This window comes from Tissierella praeacuta DSM 18095 (genome assembly GCF_900128955.1).
Classification (GTDB): Bacteria; Bacillota; Clostridia; order Tissierellales; family Tissierellaceae; genus Tissierella; species Tissierella praeacuta.
This window is the reverse complement of the sequence record NZ_FQTY01000004.1, coordinates 15,804-31,784: the sequence shown is the minus strand read 5'-3', so window position 1 is coordinate 31,784 and position 15,981 is coordinate 15,804. Positions and strand designations below refer to the sequence as shown.

The window sequence follows — 15,981 nt, the reverse complement described above, 5'->3', positions numbered from 1 at the left end:
AATCGGAGGAAAAACACCGTTTTTTGACCATTGAAAATAGGGTGTTTTATAGATGACATTGGATAATTAGAGTTATGATAGATGATAATTAACAAAATTAGTTTGATAAATAGATGGATGATTTATATACTATAGATGAACATAAGTAGTAAAATGCGTATTAAATTTATAAATACTGTAACTATAAATTTATACAGTAATGATTTTTATAATAAAGGGGATACAAAATGAAAAAGAATGCAGTGTTAGTTTTAACAAGAACTCTTTATACCTTATTTATAACTGGAACTCTAATTTCACTCTTTATTGCTTATAAAGATATAGATAGTAACCTTGCTTTTAAATTCGTGATGGGATATTTATTCTTTACCTTCTTTATGATATTATATGTTCCTTTCGTTACTATTCTAAATTCAAGAAGGCTAAAATGGGTTGAAATAAGGAAAAGGCTATTTAAGTTTATTGCCTTGTTTGCCCTGTTTGGAGCTGTTAACTATGTTTTTGACTATGTTTTTAGACCTTCAAATATAGATTTATTTAGAGCATTTTCTAATGCTATTGGTTTAGCTTTTGGTATCTCTTTTATCGATGTTATATTTCTAAAAAAAGAAAAGTAATAAGACGTATAATTTAAATTTTGTTCATTTAGACATCATAAATAATCTAAATATTGCTTATAAAAATTTAATAATGAAAACAATAAATGCATTAGGATTGAAATCTTAATGCATTTATTTTATATAAATCTAAAACTAAATAAAGAAACCCAAAGAGGCGAAGTCTTCGGTCAACTAATGATCGATAGTCTTCGCCTCTTTTTTATTTCAATAAACCAATAGAAAGGACTGAGAACAATGTCAAGATATTTTATGTATGGAACATCCTTAGAAGGAATAGAGCAGCTAATGATGCTGGCACCTAATTTCCCTCAAAGAAGAAGTGGAATAGTTATTAATAATCATTTTAATTGTGAAGGAGGTATTAAGATTTGTAATGGTTGTGTAGAAAAGGTTAAAAGCAGAGGTAACCCTAATGATTGTTTTTGTTTCAAAGAAAAACTAGAGGCGGATGAAATTGAATATACAGATCTGATAAAAGATTGCTTTGGAAGAATAAAAAATTATTCCCTAAAAGATAGATTGAAATTACTTAGCAGCAGATTTACTGGAGAACTATTTCTGAATCATAAACATAAGAAAAGGTTTTATCATGTACACCATAAGCAGGATATTGAAGTATGGGAAAATTCAGCGAACTACCTTGCTGTAATATTTCTTCTAACCGCTGATGAAGTATTATGGAATATTTCAGAAAATGCAGTCTGTTTATATGGGTTTGATTTTTCACAGATACATCTTAGACAAATTAGTACAGAGGGCTATGCCCTTTACCAAACGGCAAAAACTATATCGACAGGAAAAGAATATATAAGAATTAGTGAGATAGCAGATAAAGAACTTATTGATGATACTGCATTTAAGATAATAATCAATGCATCATTAATTGCAAAGTATGGTGCAGATGTATTTTCAATTAAAAAGTAGGATGGAGGAAAAGTATGCTAATTAGGTTAAAAAGAATCGATAGAAAAGAAGATGAGTCAATTATGTTTAATTTCCCTTATGAGGAAGGCGAAATATCCAATGTATATAATCAGCTGGAGCTTGAAACTTCAACTGCTCCCAACTGCTATATTGAAGAAGTAGTCTATGATTCAGATATGAATGAAGTTTTAAAAGGTAAAGAGTGCAATATCGATGAATTAAATTTCTTATTTAAGAGGATGGATAGTTTCGATACAAAGGAAAGGAAAGTGTTTTTTGCTTCAACCTTTGCAGAAAATTCGAAAACAATAGCAGAGTTAATCAATCTAAGCTTTAATACTCATTGCTATAGCCTTGTAAGTGACTTTAATAATCTGGAAACTGTAGGAAAAGATTTATATCTATTAGAAAAACAAGCAGTAGCAACTAGAGAATTAGAAGAGCTTGATGGTGGATCCTTTGCAATGGAGGTAATAAAAAACAATCCTAATTCTAGAATTACTCCTTATGGAGTCTTATATAAAAATTCAAATGTACCAGAGCAAATATATAATGGCAAGCAGTTTCCCCCATACCATTGGAAAGAAACTGTAGCAACAATACATCTGACCGCAAAAGGTGCGAATGAATTTATCTATCTTCCTTGTTCTGATGTTGGAATTGAAAAGGCACTGATGAGATTAGAAACTCCTTACTTACATGATTGTGAAGTTACAATTGATAGTCATAACTTTTCAGATAGGATAATAAATATTATTTCTGCTGATACAACACCATTAATTAAGATAGATACCTTAAATAAATTAGCAAAGTACTATAAGGAAATAGGCAACCATGATATAGAATATTTTGAAAAACTTATGGACTATGTTAAACCTCGAACTGTTGAAGAAATCTTTGCACTAGCAGATTCTATGTATGAATTTGAATTATTTGATGGTATCCATAGTGTAGAAAGCTATGGAAGATATATGATTTGTGACTCGGGACATTTTGAATATGATTCAAGTCTTGAAGAATATATTGATTTTAAAAGATATGGCAGAGAAAAAATGGCACAGGAAGATGGAGCATTTTCAAATAAAGGATACATTATTTATCATGGATATAATCAAAAGCTTGCCAATGTATTATTCGAAAATCTCGGAATAATGATTCCTGAAGAAAAAGAATTAAAGACATTAAAATTATATATGCCCTTAACTGTTACAACCTATGATATTGAAAATGATTATGGCTATAGAGAAACCTTAAATGAACCAATGGAATTAGGAAACTATGAAATAGTTGATTATATTGATGAGATCCTTGAAGCCATAGAAAGAGATACTCTTCCAGAAGAAAAAGAAAGAGACCTTATGCATTACTATGATGAACATGACAGTGTAAATGGGAAGGTAGCTAAATATGAATTTTCTGTTGAAATGGTAGATGATGAACTAATGGGTGTAGCAATACTAATATTAAATGATGATTTAACTAATAAAGAGCTTAGGAAGATAAAAGAAAATGTGATTGGACAGGCTGCAGATGGCTGGGGTGAGTCTTTTGAGCAAAGAGAAATAAGTACAGATATGGGAGATGTTTATATTAGTTTCTGGAATAGCAGTAAGAGCTGGTTTATTAAAACAGCAGAAGAAATGGGAATAAATCAAAATCAAATAATGGGAGGGATGAAATTTGAATAATAGAAATCAAGTAGAAAGAATTAAAAAGATGTACCCTGCAGGAACAAGAATAGAATTGCTTTCAACTATGGATGATCAGCAAGGAGTTGAGAAAGGGACTAAAGGTACGGTAATTCTGGTAGATGATATAGGAACTATACACATGAAGTGGGATAATGGCAGAGGCCTTGGTCTTATTCATGGAGAAGATAATTTCAAAATTTTATCCAAACCACAAGAAGAAATCAAAGAATCAGAGGAACATTCCAAAGAACAGTCCCAAGGCATGGGAGGTATGAGTTTATGAGAGATTTAATTTATATGTGGAAAAGGCTTGAAGGTACAGAAGAAGAAAAAGCCTATCTGGATAGGCGATTTAATGAAATGTCAGTTAAAGAGCAATATGTTTTAGAGGGTGCAATTCAAATTATTGGAATATATACTGCAACAGATATGATTAATCTTACTGAACAGTTAAGCAGTTTTGACTTTTATTATAAAGCTACAGATGAAAAGTCCCTCGGAGAATATGTGGCAAAATATAAGGAGGATGCATCTGATGAAATACTTCCATTTATTAAAACAGAAAAGCTTGGAAGAGAATATCATGAAGACTTCCAAGGCTCATTTACAAATGAAGGCTATATAATTCAAAGAAATACAATAAAGCAAATCTATGATGGCACAAATTTAGATAAGATGACAGGGGGAGACTGGACTGTTAAGCTTAAGGTGTCAAGTAAGTCTAATCCTGAAGGGGTATGGATAAATCTAGCTGATTACGAATTTTCTACTTTAGAACCTGATGAGATAGCTATTGCCTTAGATGTACTAGGTATAGATGATTGGAAAGAAGCCAACTTATTAGATGCAAAGTGTATATTTTCAAATATTACAGAACTACAAGATCAGTATGATTCGATAGAGAAATTAATTATTGATGGCAATAATTTAGGCTATGCTTGTGATGAACAAGATCAAGGGAAAGATTTTTATATGGAACACTTAGAATCAGCAATGGAACTTGAAGGTTGTACAAGACTCGATTTTGCCCTCGATATCTCTCAAAATCTAGATTGCTATGATTTTATTCCAAGGAGTGCTAATTTAGAAAAGTACGGAAGGATCATGGCAGAAAGAGATGGCATAGTAGAACTAGACTCCATACTTGGAGATAATTTTGATTATGTAAGATATGCAAAGGTAGATATTGAAAAGAAAGAGTTAGATCCTTGTAAGCATGGATTTATTAAGAGAAATGAAGAGAAGTTTTATTATGAATTCAGCAAAGAGCCAGATAGCATAAACCTATCAATGGAATAATAAATATTCTAATAGATATATTGAATCTTTTGTGGTATGCTTTGGTGCTTGAGGGGGTGGCATCTGTGGAAGATATCATGGAGATACTAGAAGATGCAATATGTGAAAGATTGGAAGTAGCATATTTTGAATTAATCAAAGAAAATGAAGAATTAAAAGAAAGTATTGAAACGGTAAAGGAATTAGGGACAAAGCTTTATGAAAATAAAGATATTCCAAAAGAAGTAAGAAGACAGATTGAAGACTATGAGGAGATATCCAACTTTATAGAAGGGGAGATGCAAAAATTTATTTATATGGAAGGAATAAAAGATTGTATCAAGTTGTTAAAATTAATAGGTATTCTATAATAGCACGGTAAGAACCGTGTTTTTTAATACCTAAAAATAGTTAAGGCCGATTGTTTGCTGTATTTACAGTATATCAGTCGGCCTTTTTTTATTGCCTAAAACTAATAGCTAAAGGAGGGTTTGGAGGTGGAACATGATTTTTTAATATATATAAAGAAATATCATCAGGGAAAAGAAAAGGCAGTATCTAGTGCATATCTGCAAAGAAGATTTTCCATCAGCAGCAGAACTGTAAGAAAAATTGTCAATCAATTAAGAAATGACGGCAACCCAATATGCAGTGATGAAAATGGCTATTATTATGCCACAGATAAAGATGAAGTCCTGAATAGTGTTTATCAGATGACCAGCAGAATCAGAGAAATTGCAAAAGCAAAGAATGGCTTAATAAAAGCATTAGGAGAGTTTACAGATGAAAGTGGACAATTGAGATTAGAAATTGATGAGGACAGTGAAACGAGGTGATGAAATATTAATAGTTTTATGAGTTGGATAGGAGGGAAAAAGGCTTTAAGAGAATTGATAGTATCTGTATTTCCATTTTATTATGAACGATATATAGAAGTGTTCGGAGGTGGAGGATGGGTACTTTTTCATAAATCGCCTGGCAATGATTTTGAAGTATATAACGATTTTAATGGACTTTTGACCAATCTCTATCGATGTGTAAGAGAGAAACCAGATGAGTTAATTGAGGCACTGCACTTTGTACTAAATTCAAGGGAGGATTTTGACATAGTAAAGAATGCACTAGCAAGGGATAGTATAGAAAGTGATGTAATAAAAGCAGCATATTTTTATCAGCTTATTCGATATAGCTATGCATCAGGACTTACCAGTTTTGGGAGCCAGCCTCATGATATGTGGAGCAACTTCCCCTTAATCGAACAAGCACATAGAAAACTTAGTAAAGTAGTTATTGAAAATAAGGATTTTGAAAAGCTGATAAGGCAATATGATCGCCCTATCAGCTTTTTCTATTTAGACCCGCCATATTATGAAACAGAAAAATATTATAAAAATGTAGGAGAAGGTGGATTCCAAGAAAAGGATCATATCAGACTAAGAGATACTTTAATGAATATCGAGGGAAAGTTCTTACTTTCCTATAATGATTGTGACTTTATAAGAGAATTATACGATGAACCAAATATTCGGATTGAAAGCTTTACCCGTATTAACAATATTAAACAGCGTTATGATAACGGGGCTCAGTTTCAAGAAATACTTATAGCAAATTATGATATGCAGGAAAGGAAGGAAAATAATCCTTCACAAATAAACTTATTTGAAATAGAAAATGGACTTTAAAATAAGGAGGAAATTTATATGGAAATTATAAAGGAAAATTCTAATAGTAGTATCATTATACCAATTGAGGTGCTAAAAGTCTCTAATCTATTAGACAGTAAAGATATTGAATTAAAAACATTGGAAAATGCATTTGTAGTAATGAAAGGAACTATGAATGCAATGGAACTTATAAAGTTAGCTGAAGGACTTAAGAACCTATCTGAAGAGTTAATAGAACATCTTGCAGGTGTTTGCGGAAGATGTTATGACTGCTCTTATTGCGAAAGATTTGAAGAATATGATGAGATTGTTGTACCTGATTATCTCTTAGAAGAAGCAGGAATCCCAATAGATGCAAAGCTTTGTGCATATACAGAAGAAGACAGTGGTGAAGTCGTAGTTATACAAGCTGATTATGACTATGATATAGCAGATGTGCCACAGTTTGTAATCGATATTTTTGAAATATCAGGAATCTGTATTAGGGAACTGGAAGAAAATCTAATAATGGAGAATATCGTCTATGGAGATGAATAACCCCTAATTAAATAACCTTAAAAAAGTAGGATTATGAGAGGAGATGATAATAAAAATTTAAAAGGGAGGGGGAAATATATATAAATGGAGGTGTAGTATGAGTGGAATTCAGCTAAAAAATGGCTGTATTTTTTATTATGGAAATCCTGCAGGTTATGTCGAAAATGAAATGGCAACTATAGATTCCATATTTAAAAGTGAAGAACTAGAAAACTGGATTAAACAAAGAAAATTAAGTCCTATATGGACAAAGGATGTGTTTGAAAAGTTATCAAAGGGAAGTATGTCTTTTGGTGATGAAGTATCAATAGTTTTAAAGGATTGTCGTATATGGCAATTAAAAACTGATGTATGCCCTGGTCGTAAATTTATAGGATATGAAGAATTAAAAGATAACTTCGGAGAGCCTGATAAGGATAATTATAAGATTGCCTATGAAGGAAAAATTGAAACCAACGATTTAGAAGAAATATATACGAAATTTAATCTATGCCACCCCAATGGATTTACTGGTCACTCACTGTCTATGTCTGATGTAATTGAGCTTTATGATGACAATAGCAGTGAATTTTACTATGTAGATCGATTTGGCTTTAAAGAAATTGATTTTGAACAAAAAGAACAAAATCAAGGAATGAATATGAGCATTTAAAAAATGAGAAACTGGAGGGAAACAATATGATTAAAAAGGCAAATGAATTTATTACAAGAAAGGCTATATTTATGAAATTGGCAGTAAGTAATAATCGTGGTGAAGGATATATTGATACAGCAGTAAAAATTCTTATTTCTGTTGTATTAGGAGCATTACTTCTAGCAGGATTATATATGTTATTTGGTGATGTGGTTATGCCAACTTTAAATGAGAGAATTAGAGAAATGTTTAACTATGCAGGTTAAAAGGAGGAAATGTAATAATGAAATATAGATCAAAGAGAATAATTAATATTCTTTTAGTAGTTTGTATACTAATGACTAATTTTACAGGTTCTGCCTATGCTGCAAAACATATATTTTCAGATAGTATAGGGCATTGGGCTGAGGAAACAATTAATCTTCTTACAGAGAGGGGGATTATTCAAGGATATCCTGATGGACTATCTCATCCAGATAATATTATTACAAGAGGAGAATTTTCAGCCCTTCTGGCAAGGACTATGAAACTTGAATCCAAAGACAGAGAGAATGTTGGTCCGGTATTTAAAGATATCATAGGACATTTTGCCCAAAAGGAAATAGAATCACTTGTTTATGAAGGAATCATTCTAGTGGAGGACTATGGTAAGTTATATATACCTAATAATCCTATTAGTCGAATGGAAATAATTAAAATGTTAGTTAGAGCGATAGGAAAAGAAAATCATAATCTAGATTGTTCTTGTGATACAGGATTTATTGATGAGGATAATCTGACTAAAGAAGAAATTGAATATATTTGTCTTGGAAAACAATGTAACATCATTTCTGGTTACCCAGACAGAACCATTCGTCCTAATGGTGAATCTACTCGTGCTGAAGCCTTTACAATGCTTATTAAGCAGGAGAAAGCCAAAGAAAAGATAGAGGAAGATAAAGTTAAGGATAAAGATAAAAATGAGCAAGAAAATCCTACTATACCATCAAAACCAACTGACAAGCCTACGGACAACAAACCAGATAGAGATAGGGATACAGAAAACAGCTCATCTTCAGGTGATGGTTCAAATTATGTTCCAGCACCAAAATATACTTTTGAACTTCCCCTTACAGCTTATGTTAATGAGGAAATAAAAATTATTCCTAAAGCCTCTAATGTAAAGTCAGTAACATGGGAAATTAGTAAAGATGGTATCCCTGTAGATTTACTTTCAGTTATTGATGGAGAGTTAAAGGCAGATGGGAGAACTATTAAAATTAAATCTGTTGGAAGTTATAACTTTACAGCCACAGCTGTAAATAGTCGTGGGAAAGAGGTTAAGCATGAACAAACCATAGATATTTACCCAGTAGTTTCTGCTGAGTTTAAACTACCTGAAACAGCCCATACAGATACAACAATAGATGTTGATCTATCCACCGAAAACTTAGGAGAGAATCTTGTAGTATGGTCACTTAAAAAAGACAATATTGAAATAGACCTTAGTACTGTACTTACAGGCGAGCTTACAAACACAGGCGGTTTAATAATATTTAACAACATAGGGACATACGAGCTAACTGCTGTTATAACTGATGAATTGGGGAAAGAAATCAAAGTAAGTGATGTAATTAAAATATATCCTGTAGGAGAAATAAAGATAGAGCTTGATAATATAACCCATACAGATAAAAGCATTACCTTAAAAACAGAAACAAAGAATACTGATGATATGGATTTAATATGGTCTCTTACTAGGAATGGGGAAGAGGTCAATGTTTCAGAGTTTATTGAAGGTTATATTTCATTAGGAGATAGTATTATAGGTTTTAAGGGAAAAGGTGTATACAATTTAACTCTTTCAGCTATAGACAAAACTGGCAGAATATTTACAGATAAGGTGTCCATTACCGTATATCCTGTAGGTTCTGCTGGTTTTTATTTACCTGAAATATTCCATACAGATGATGAGATAAAGCTCGAAGCAACCTTTGAGGAAATTGGAAATCGTGATGCAGAGTGGTCACTTATCAAGGATGGCAAAGAAGTAGAACTTTCAGATCTTGTTAGTGGAAATCTATCCAATAATGGAGGAATAGTTACTTTTCCTTATAAAGGTGAATATACTCTAAAGGCTTTCTTCACTGATGATGGAGGGAGAATATATGACTATGAGCAAAGTTTTAAAGTTTACCTTGTACCAGCTGTTAGTTATACATTACCTAAATATGCTCATACTGACAGTGATATTAATGTAGATGTAAATGGTACTGAGATAGATAACCTAGAAATAGAATGGCTTGTTGATAATACCTATGGCTTTCAAGATTGGTCAACCTATGTAGAGAGAAGTCTAAATAATTCAGGAGGCAGTATTAGATTTAAAAGAGCAGGTGTTTATGAACTAGTGGCTAGAATCACCGATGAAACTGGCAGAATATTTCTATTTGAAGTAGGAGATAAAATCGAGGTGCTTCCTGTATTAGATATAGGATTTGAACTTCCTCAATCAGCTTATACAGATAGCATTATTAATATTAGGACCTATGGTAATAATAATGTACTTCCAGTGGAATGGAGTATTACCAAAGACGGTGAAGTTATATCTGAAGAACAAGCAATTTCCGGCAGTTTAAATGCACAAGGTGGTAAAATTACTTTCCTTACAGATGGAGATTATATATTAACTGCAAAGATGACGGATTTCCTAGAGAGAAGTTTTTCATATAGTCAAGAAATAACCATAAATCCTGTTATAGAGTATAGCTTTACCATGCCTGATTCCATTCATTATGGCAGGGATTTTGAAGTAAAGACAGTTTCTGAAAATCTTGGAACTAATAAGGTTAGGTGGACATTAGAAAAAATAGGTGAGTTAGCAAATTTCAATGGTGAACTTACAAATACAGGAGGGAAAATCTCAATATCAGATACAGGTGAATTTACTCTTATAGCCACAATTATAGATGGTGAAGGAAGAGTGTTTACTCATAAAGAAAAGATTACTATTACCAATACTGCACCAACAGTAACATTAATTGTCGCACCTACTAGAACTGTTAAAGATGGAAAATTTCTTGTTGATATCAAGGCAACAGCCAGTGATCCAGATGGAGATGCAACAACCTTGGAATATGAAGGAACAACCAATGATAACTATTATGCAGTAGGAACACACACCATTCGTGTACGTGCCAAGGATAGTGCAGGAGCTTATTCACCTTGGGTAGAGAAGAGTTTTACAATTAAAAACTCACCACCAACTACTCCTGTAATTACTAGGACACCAAATGGAAATAGTGTTGCCCCTGGTACTAAGGTAACTATTACAGCTAAGAGTACTGATGCAGATAATGATCCAATTACCTATGTTTGGGAAGGGCGTAATGCTGAGACACAAGTCTACCCGTTAGGAAAAAATACGGTTCGCGTAAAGGCTGTGGATTCCACAGGTGCAGAGTCCCCATGGGCAGCCATTGTATTCTTTGTTGCTGATCCTAATGGCAGTGGAGGTATGATGTTAACTGGTCCTGATTCAGTGATTCTAGAAAATGGTTTAGAAGGCGCAACTATTACTGAATATACATTTACTGTTCCTCCTGTTTCAGGACATAGTGGAAGTGATTATGGTCGTGTCCGTGGATACAATGTAAAAACAAAACAATGGGATGAACTTGATTATGAAACTACAAGCAATGGTATCACATTCAGCAGAACTCTAAGTGCTGGTATGTACTCTAAGCTTGAGTTTTATTATTATACCAATCACAATTGTATGTACGATAAATCCAACATTACCTATTCTGTAAGTTACCATTTTGAATAAATAAGGAGGAAATGAATATGGAAAGAACAATTGAAAAAACAAATAATTTTATAACAAATAAAGCTATAGCTGTAAAAACAGCAATGAACAATAATAGGGGAGAAGGATATATTGACACAGCAGTGAAAATTCTTATTGCTGTAGTTTTAGGAGCATTACTTCTAGCAGGACTATATCTATTATTCGGTGATGTAGTTATGCCAACATTAACAGAGCGTATTAAAGAAATGTTTAACTATGCAGGTTAAGAGCATCTTGCAAGGGATGCTTTTTTCTTTTCTGCTTATGGCAGCATCTTATACAGATATTAAAAAAAGAGAGATACCAGACACAATCTGTATATTAATTGCCTTAACAGGCCTGCTAAGATTTAGCTTTTTAAATCTGTTTGGGATAATTATTACTATCCCATTTCTATTAGGAGCAGTATTAAAAGAAAACAGTATTGGTGGAGGTGATATTAAATTAACTGCCTCGGCAGGTATTGTCCTTAGATTTTGGAAAGGAATATATGGGTTAATAATAGGACTTAGTTTATTAGTATTATTTTATTTGTGCTTTATATTAATTTCTAAGATAAAGAAAAAGCAAGTGGCTAGGAATCTACCTATGCCACTTGCTCCCTTTTTAGGGATAGGTTTTATGATTATATATTTTATGAATTAGGAGGAAAATGATATGGGATTTTTAAAAAATAGAACTGTAATAGGTGTGATATGTATCTTATTATCACTTCTTATATGCTTTGGACTTACACCATTATTTAATAAAGGGATGAGCCAAAAGACTGAGATTATGAGGGTGGTAAAGGAAATTAAAGTAGGTGATGAAATTACAAAGGACATGGTTCAAGTTGTGGAAGTAGGAGGATTTAATTTACCTGAAAATATAATTCGGACAAAGGATAATGTTATTGGAAAATATGCTACATCAGATTTAGGAATAGGGGATTATATCTTAAATACAAAGCTATCTGATATACCAGCAGCAGAAAATGCCTATTTATATAATCTTGATGGAAGTAAACAAGCTATATCCATTACCATAAAAAGCTTTGCTAATGGGCTTTCTGGAAAACTTCAAAGTGGAGATATTGTATCTGTTATTGCACCTGATTATAGAAAGCAGGATGAAACAGTTATTCCATTAGAACTTAAATATGTTGAGGTAATATCTGTAACTGCTTCATCAGGATATGATGCTAACACTGGTGAACAAGGAATAGAAGATGAAAGGGAACTTCCATCAACTGTAACTCTCCTTGTGACTCCAGAACAAGGAAATATCCTTGCTGAACTAGAGTCAGATTCTAAGCCACATTTATCACTGGTCTATAGAGGAACACCAGAAAATACAAGGCAGTTTATTGATATGCAGGAAGAGATAATCAAAGAACTTTATTCAGAAGAACGAGAAGAACAGGAAAAAACAGATGAGGAAGTACCTGAAGAAAATAAAGTTGAGGAAAGTAAGATTGAGGAAACAACAGAGGGTGGGGTGGAGTAAATTGCTGAACTTTAAAAAGAAAGGTATATTCACACGAAGGACACAAGAAAAAGAACAAGAAGAAGTTCTTCATGGAGGAGTTTTAGCTGTTTGGGGAAGTCCTGGTAGTGGAAAAACAATTGTAGCTACAAAGGTTACCAAGTATCTAGCAGATAAGAAAAAGAATGTAGCATTGGTTTTATGTGATATGACAGCACCTATGCTCCCTTGTATTTGTCCTCCATCAGATCTTGAATATGAAAAGTCATTGGGAAGTATTCTTGCTGCAGCCCATGTAAGTGAGGCCCTTGTGAAGCATAATATGATTACCCATAAGAAACTATCATACCTGACTATTTTAGGAATGTTAAAGGGAGAAAATGAATACACCTATCCTCCATATACAGAAATACAAGCACGAGAACTGATTGATAATCTTAGGAAAATAGCACCATTTGTTATTATCGATTGTGGCAGTTATATTGCAAATGATATTTTATCTGCAGTTGCCCTAATGGAATCAGATTCAGTATTAAGACTAGCCAATTGTGATTTAAAAAGCATCAGTTATTTATCCAGCCAACTACCTCTTCTTCGAGATAGTAAATGGGATGCAGATAAACAGTATAAGATAGGATCAAATCTAAAGCCACAGGAAGGTATTGAATATATAAATCAAGTCCTTGGAAGTGTGGCTTTTAAACTACCCCATTCACAGGAACTTGAAGAACAATACCTTGCAGGAAATCTATTTGCAAATTTATCCATGAAGGATAGCAGGGCATTTAGAAAAGAAATAGAAAAGATTGCAAGGGAGGTGTTTGGATGTTAGGTAAAAAAAGAGATAAATCTGTTTTTCTAAAGGAAGAAAATCGACAAAGTGGAACATTTGTAAATGAAAATACGGTAAAAGATGAACTAATGAGCGATATATCTACTACTGAAGATTTAGCAGTAGAAGTATTGGAAATTCAGGAAGTGAAAGAAATAGAAGAAATAAATAAGGTGTCAGAAGTAGAGAAAGCAAAGATAATTCAAAGGGAGTTGGGCTCTGATAATAGAACCCACTCTCTATTTTTTACCCCAGAATCAGATGGTAAAGATTTTTCTACAATCTTAAAAGATGTTCAAGAATATATTTCAAATAACTATTCTATCCTTATTACTGATGAAACAATAGAAGGATCCAAGGAACATCTAAAAAGATATATATCCAAATATGTACAAGACAGCCGAATCTCAGTAAAAGGCATGAGTGGCAAGGAACTTATTGATGCTCTTTATAGTGAAATGGCTGAGTTTGGATTTTTAACAAAGTATATACATGGAGAAGGTATTGAAGAGATTGATATTAATTCGTGGAATGATATTGAAATTCAGTATTCAGACGGAAGATGTGAAAAGTTAGATGAACATTTTGACTCACCTGAGCATGCAATAAATGTAATAAGGAGAATGCTCCATATATCTGGAATGGTCCTTGATAATGCAAGCCCTGCAGTCCTTGGACATTTATCGAAAAATATTCGTATAGCAGTCCTAAAGACCCCATTAGTAGATGAAGATGTAGGCATTGCAGCATCCATTCGTATTGTGAATCCTCAGAACATGAAAAAAGAGGATTTTGTTAATGGGGGTACAGCAACAAATCCTATGCTCGATTTTTTATCAGAATGCATCCGTTATGGTATTTCTGTTTGTGTAGCAGGTGCAACCAGCTCAGGTAAAACAACTATTGCAGGTTGGCTGTTGACTACAATACCAGATAATAAGCGAATATTTACTATTGAAAATGGATCTCGAGAGCTATCTTTAGTCCGTGAAAAAGATGGAAGAGTGGCTAACTCTGTTATTCATACCATCACCCGTGACAGCGAAAACGAAAGGCAAAGGATAAATCAAATTACACTTCTTGATATGTCTCTTCGATTTAATCCAGATATCATAGTTGTAGGGGAGATGCGTGGGGCAGAGGCCAATGCAGCACAGGAAGCAGCTAGGACAGGGGTAGCTGTTCTTACAACTATCCACTCAAACTCATGCGAGGCAACTTATAGAAGGATGGTATCCCTTTGTAAAAGGGCAGTTGATATGTCAGATGAAACATTAATGGGCTATGTAACTGAGGCCTACCCTATAGTTGTGTTTTGTAAGCAGCTTGAAAATAAGGAAAGAAAATTGATGGAGATTATGGAATGTGAAATCTTACCTGATGGTACGAGAAATTATAGACCATTATTCCAGTACATTATTGCTGAAAATAGAATGGAAGATGGAGAGTTTACAATTAAAGGTTATCATGAACAGGTTAACAGTATTTCTGAAAGTTTATCAAAAAGGTTTTTAGAAAATGGGATGCCAATTGATACTATAAAAAAACTTAAAAAGAAGGAGGGACAAAGTCTATGAGTACCATCTTGTTAATGGCCTGTATTGGAATGATTACAGGTTTTTTTATTTTGTTTAATATCTCACCAATGGAGTTTACAGATAATATCTTTAAAGGGTTAATGAACAAACCTAAGAGTATTAAAGATCAGATTAATGAAACGACTAAACGAAAGAAGTTATCCTTTTTCAGATGTGAAATTATTGAGGTTCAGGAGATTTTAAGAATAACAGGAAGAGAGAAGAAGTTCCCCATGCTTTGTGCTTTATCTCTTTTACTTTTTACCATGGGAGGATCTATTGCAATTATCCTTGGGAATCTTTTCTTAGTTCCAGTAATGGCAATAGGCTTAATGTTTATACCATTTTGGCATGTTCGTATTACACAGACTCATTTTAAAAAGGCTATTTCAGCTGAACTTGAAACAGCACTTAGTATTATTACAACGGCATATTTAAGAAATGAGGATATTCTAACTGCTGTAGAAGAAAATATGAATTATTTAAATCCTCCTGTACTATCTGTATTCAGGGAATTTGTTTCAAGGATAAAGCTTATAAATCCAGATATTACAGCATCTTTGCAAGAGATGAAAGGAAGAATTGACAATGCAGTGTTTAGGGAGTGGTGTGGTGCTTTAATTGCTTGTCAGTTCGACAGAAGTTTAAAGACAACATTAACTCCCATAGTAAGTAAATTGTCTGATATGCGAGTGGTAAATGGAGAACTTGAAAATATGGTGTTTGAGCCAAGAAAAGAATTTATTACTATGCAGATATTAGTTCTTGGGAATATTCCTCTTTTATATTTCCTCAACAAGGATTGGTATCATACATTAATGCATACTGTTATGGGGCAGATTGTACTTGCAATATGTATTACTGCCATATTTATATCCACAGCTTTTGTAATTAAATTAACCCAACCAATAGAGTACAGGAGGTAGATAAA

General features: G+C 33.0%; 18 protein-coding genes. All 18 read left to right on the top strand.

Annotated features, from left to right (window positions below; genetic code table 11):
* Window positions 1–227: 227 nt before the first annotated feature.
* Complete coding sequence (locus tag BUB33_RS06145; RefSeq protein WP_072974390.1) at window positions 228–617, top strand: hypothetical protein; 390 nt, start codon at window positions 228–230, stop codon at window positions 615–617.
* Window positions 618–854: 237 nt separating this feature from the next.
* Window positions 855–1,544, top strand: coding sequence for a hypothetical protein (locus tag BUB33_RS06140; protein WP_072974388.1), 690 nt, complete (start codon window positions 855–857; stop codon window positions 1,542–1,544).
* Between the two features lie 14 nt (window positions 1,545–1,558).
* Window positions 1,559–3,232 carry an antirestriction protein ArdA gene (locus BUB33_RS06135; RefSeq protein ID WP_072974386.1) on the top strand — a complete coding sequence of 558 codons (1,674 nt, stop codon included), beginning with the start codon at window positions 1,559–1,561 and terminating at the stop codon, window positions 3,230–3,232.
* Complete coding sequence (locus tag BUB33_RS06130) at window positions 3,225–3,518, top strand: DUF4314 domain-containing protein (RefSeq protein ID WP_234949995.1); 294 nt, start codon at window positions 3,225–3,227, stop codon at window positions 3,516–3,518. The genes BUB33_RS06135 and BUB33_RS06130 overlap by 8 nt, the downstream gene beginning before the upstream one ends.
* Complete coding sequence (locus BUB33_RS06125) at window positions 3,515–4,534, top strand: hypothetical protein (RefSeq protein ID WP_072974383.1); 1,020 nt, start codon at window positions 3,515–3,517, stop codon at window positions 4,532–4,534. Before BUB33_RS06130 ends, BUB33_RS06125 begins: the two co-directional genes overlap by 4 nt.
* A 65-nt stretch (window positions 4,535–4,599) precedes the next feature.
* Window positions 4,600–4,884: a hypothetical protein gene (locus tag BUB33_RS06120; RefSeq protein ID WP_072974381.1), complete on the top strand. Its 285-nt coding sequence runs from the start codon at window positions 4,600–4,602 to the stop codon at window positions 4,882–4,884.
* A 126-nt stretch (window positions 4,885–5,010) separates the two neighbouring features.
* A complete protein-coding gene (locus tag BUB33_RS06115; protein WP_072974379.1) occupies window positions 5,011–5,349 on the top strand; it encodes an HTH domain-containing protein in 339 nt (112 codons plus the stop codon).
* A gap of 18 nt (window positions 5,350–5,367) precedes the next feature.
* Window positions 5,368–6,195 (top strand): DNA adenine methylase, encoded by an 828-nt coding sequence (locus tag BUB33_RS06110; protein WP_072974377.1) that lies wholly within the window; start codon window positions 5,368–5,370, stop codon window positions 6,193–6,195.
* Window positions 6,196–6,213: 18 nt separating this feature from the next.
* Window positions 6,214–6,714 (top strand): hypothetical protein, encoded by a 501-nt coding sequence (locus tag BUB33_RS06105; protein ID WP_072974375.1) that lies wholly within the window; start codon window positions 6,214–6,216, stop codon window positions 6,712–6,714.
* A 97-nt stretch (window positions 6,715–6,811) separates the two neighbouring features.
* Window positions 6,812–7,366: a YodL domain-containing protein gene (locus BUB33_RS06100; protein ID WP_072974372.1), complete on the top strand. Its 555-nt coding sequence runs from the start codon at window positions 6,812–6,814 to the stop codon at window positions 7,364–7,366.
* A 26-nt stretch (window positions 7,367–7,392) separates the two neighbouring features.
* A complete protein-coding gene (locus tag BUB33_RS06095) occupies window positions 7,393–7,614 on the top strand; it encodes a DUF6133 family protein (protein WP_072974370.1) in 222 nt (73 codons plus the stop codon).
* Between the two features lie 17 nt (window positions 7,615–7,631).
* Window positions 7,632–11,156, top strand: coding sequence for an S-layer homology domain-containing protein (locus BUB33_RS06090; RefSeq protein ID WP_072974367.1), 3,525 nt, complete (start codon window positions 7,632–7,634; stop codon window positions 11,154–11,156).
* Between the two features lie 17 nt (window positions 11,157–11,173).
* On the top strand, window positions 11,174–11,404 hold the full coding sequence (locus BUB33_RS06085) for a DUF6133 family protein (protein WP_072974365.1): 231 nt from the start codon (window positions 11,174–11,176) through the stop codon (window positions 11,402–11,404).
* A complete protein-coding gene (locus tag BUB33_RS06080; RefSeq protein ID WP_072974363.1) occupies window positions 11,394–11,822 on the top strand; it encodes a prepilin peptidase in 429 nt (142 codons plus the stop codon). Before BUB33_RS06085 ends, BUB33_RS06080 begins: the two co-directional genes overlap by 11 nt.
* Window positions 11,823–11,834: 12 nt before the next feature.
* Window positions 11,835–12,662: a Flp pilus assembly protein CpaB gene (cpaB, locus tag BUB33_RS06075; RefSeq protein WP_072974361.1), complete on the top strand. Its 828-nt coding sequence runs from the start codon at window positions 11,835–11,837 to the stop codon at window positions 12,660–12,662.
* A gap of 1 nt (window position 12,663) precedes the next feature.
* Window positions 12,664–13,473, top strand: a complete 810-nt coding sequence (locus BUB33_RS06070; RefSeq protein WP_072974359.1) for a CpaE/TadZ family protein — start codon at window positions 12,664–12,666, stop codon at window positions 13,471–13,473.
* On the top strand, window positions 13,467–15,050 hold the full coding sequence (locus BUB33_RS06065) for a CpaF/VirB11 family protein (protein WP_072974356.1): 1,584 nt from the start codon (window positions 13,467–13,469) through the stop codon (window positions 15,048–15,050). The genes BUB33_RS06070 and BUB33_RS06065 overlap by 7 nt, the downstream gene beginning before the upstream one ends.
* Complete coding sequence (locus BUB33_RS06060) at window positions 15,047–15,976, top strand: type II secretion system F family protein (protein WP_072974354.1); 930 nt, start codon at window positions 15,047–15,049, stop codon at window positions 15,974–15,976. Before BUB33_RS06065 ends, BUB33_RS06060 begins: the two co-directional genes overlap by 4 nt.
* Window positions 15,977–15,981 lie beyond the last annotated feature (5 nt).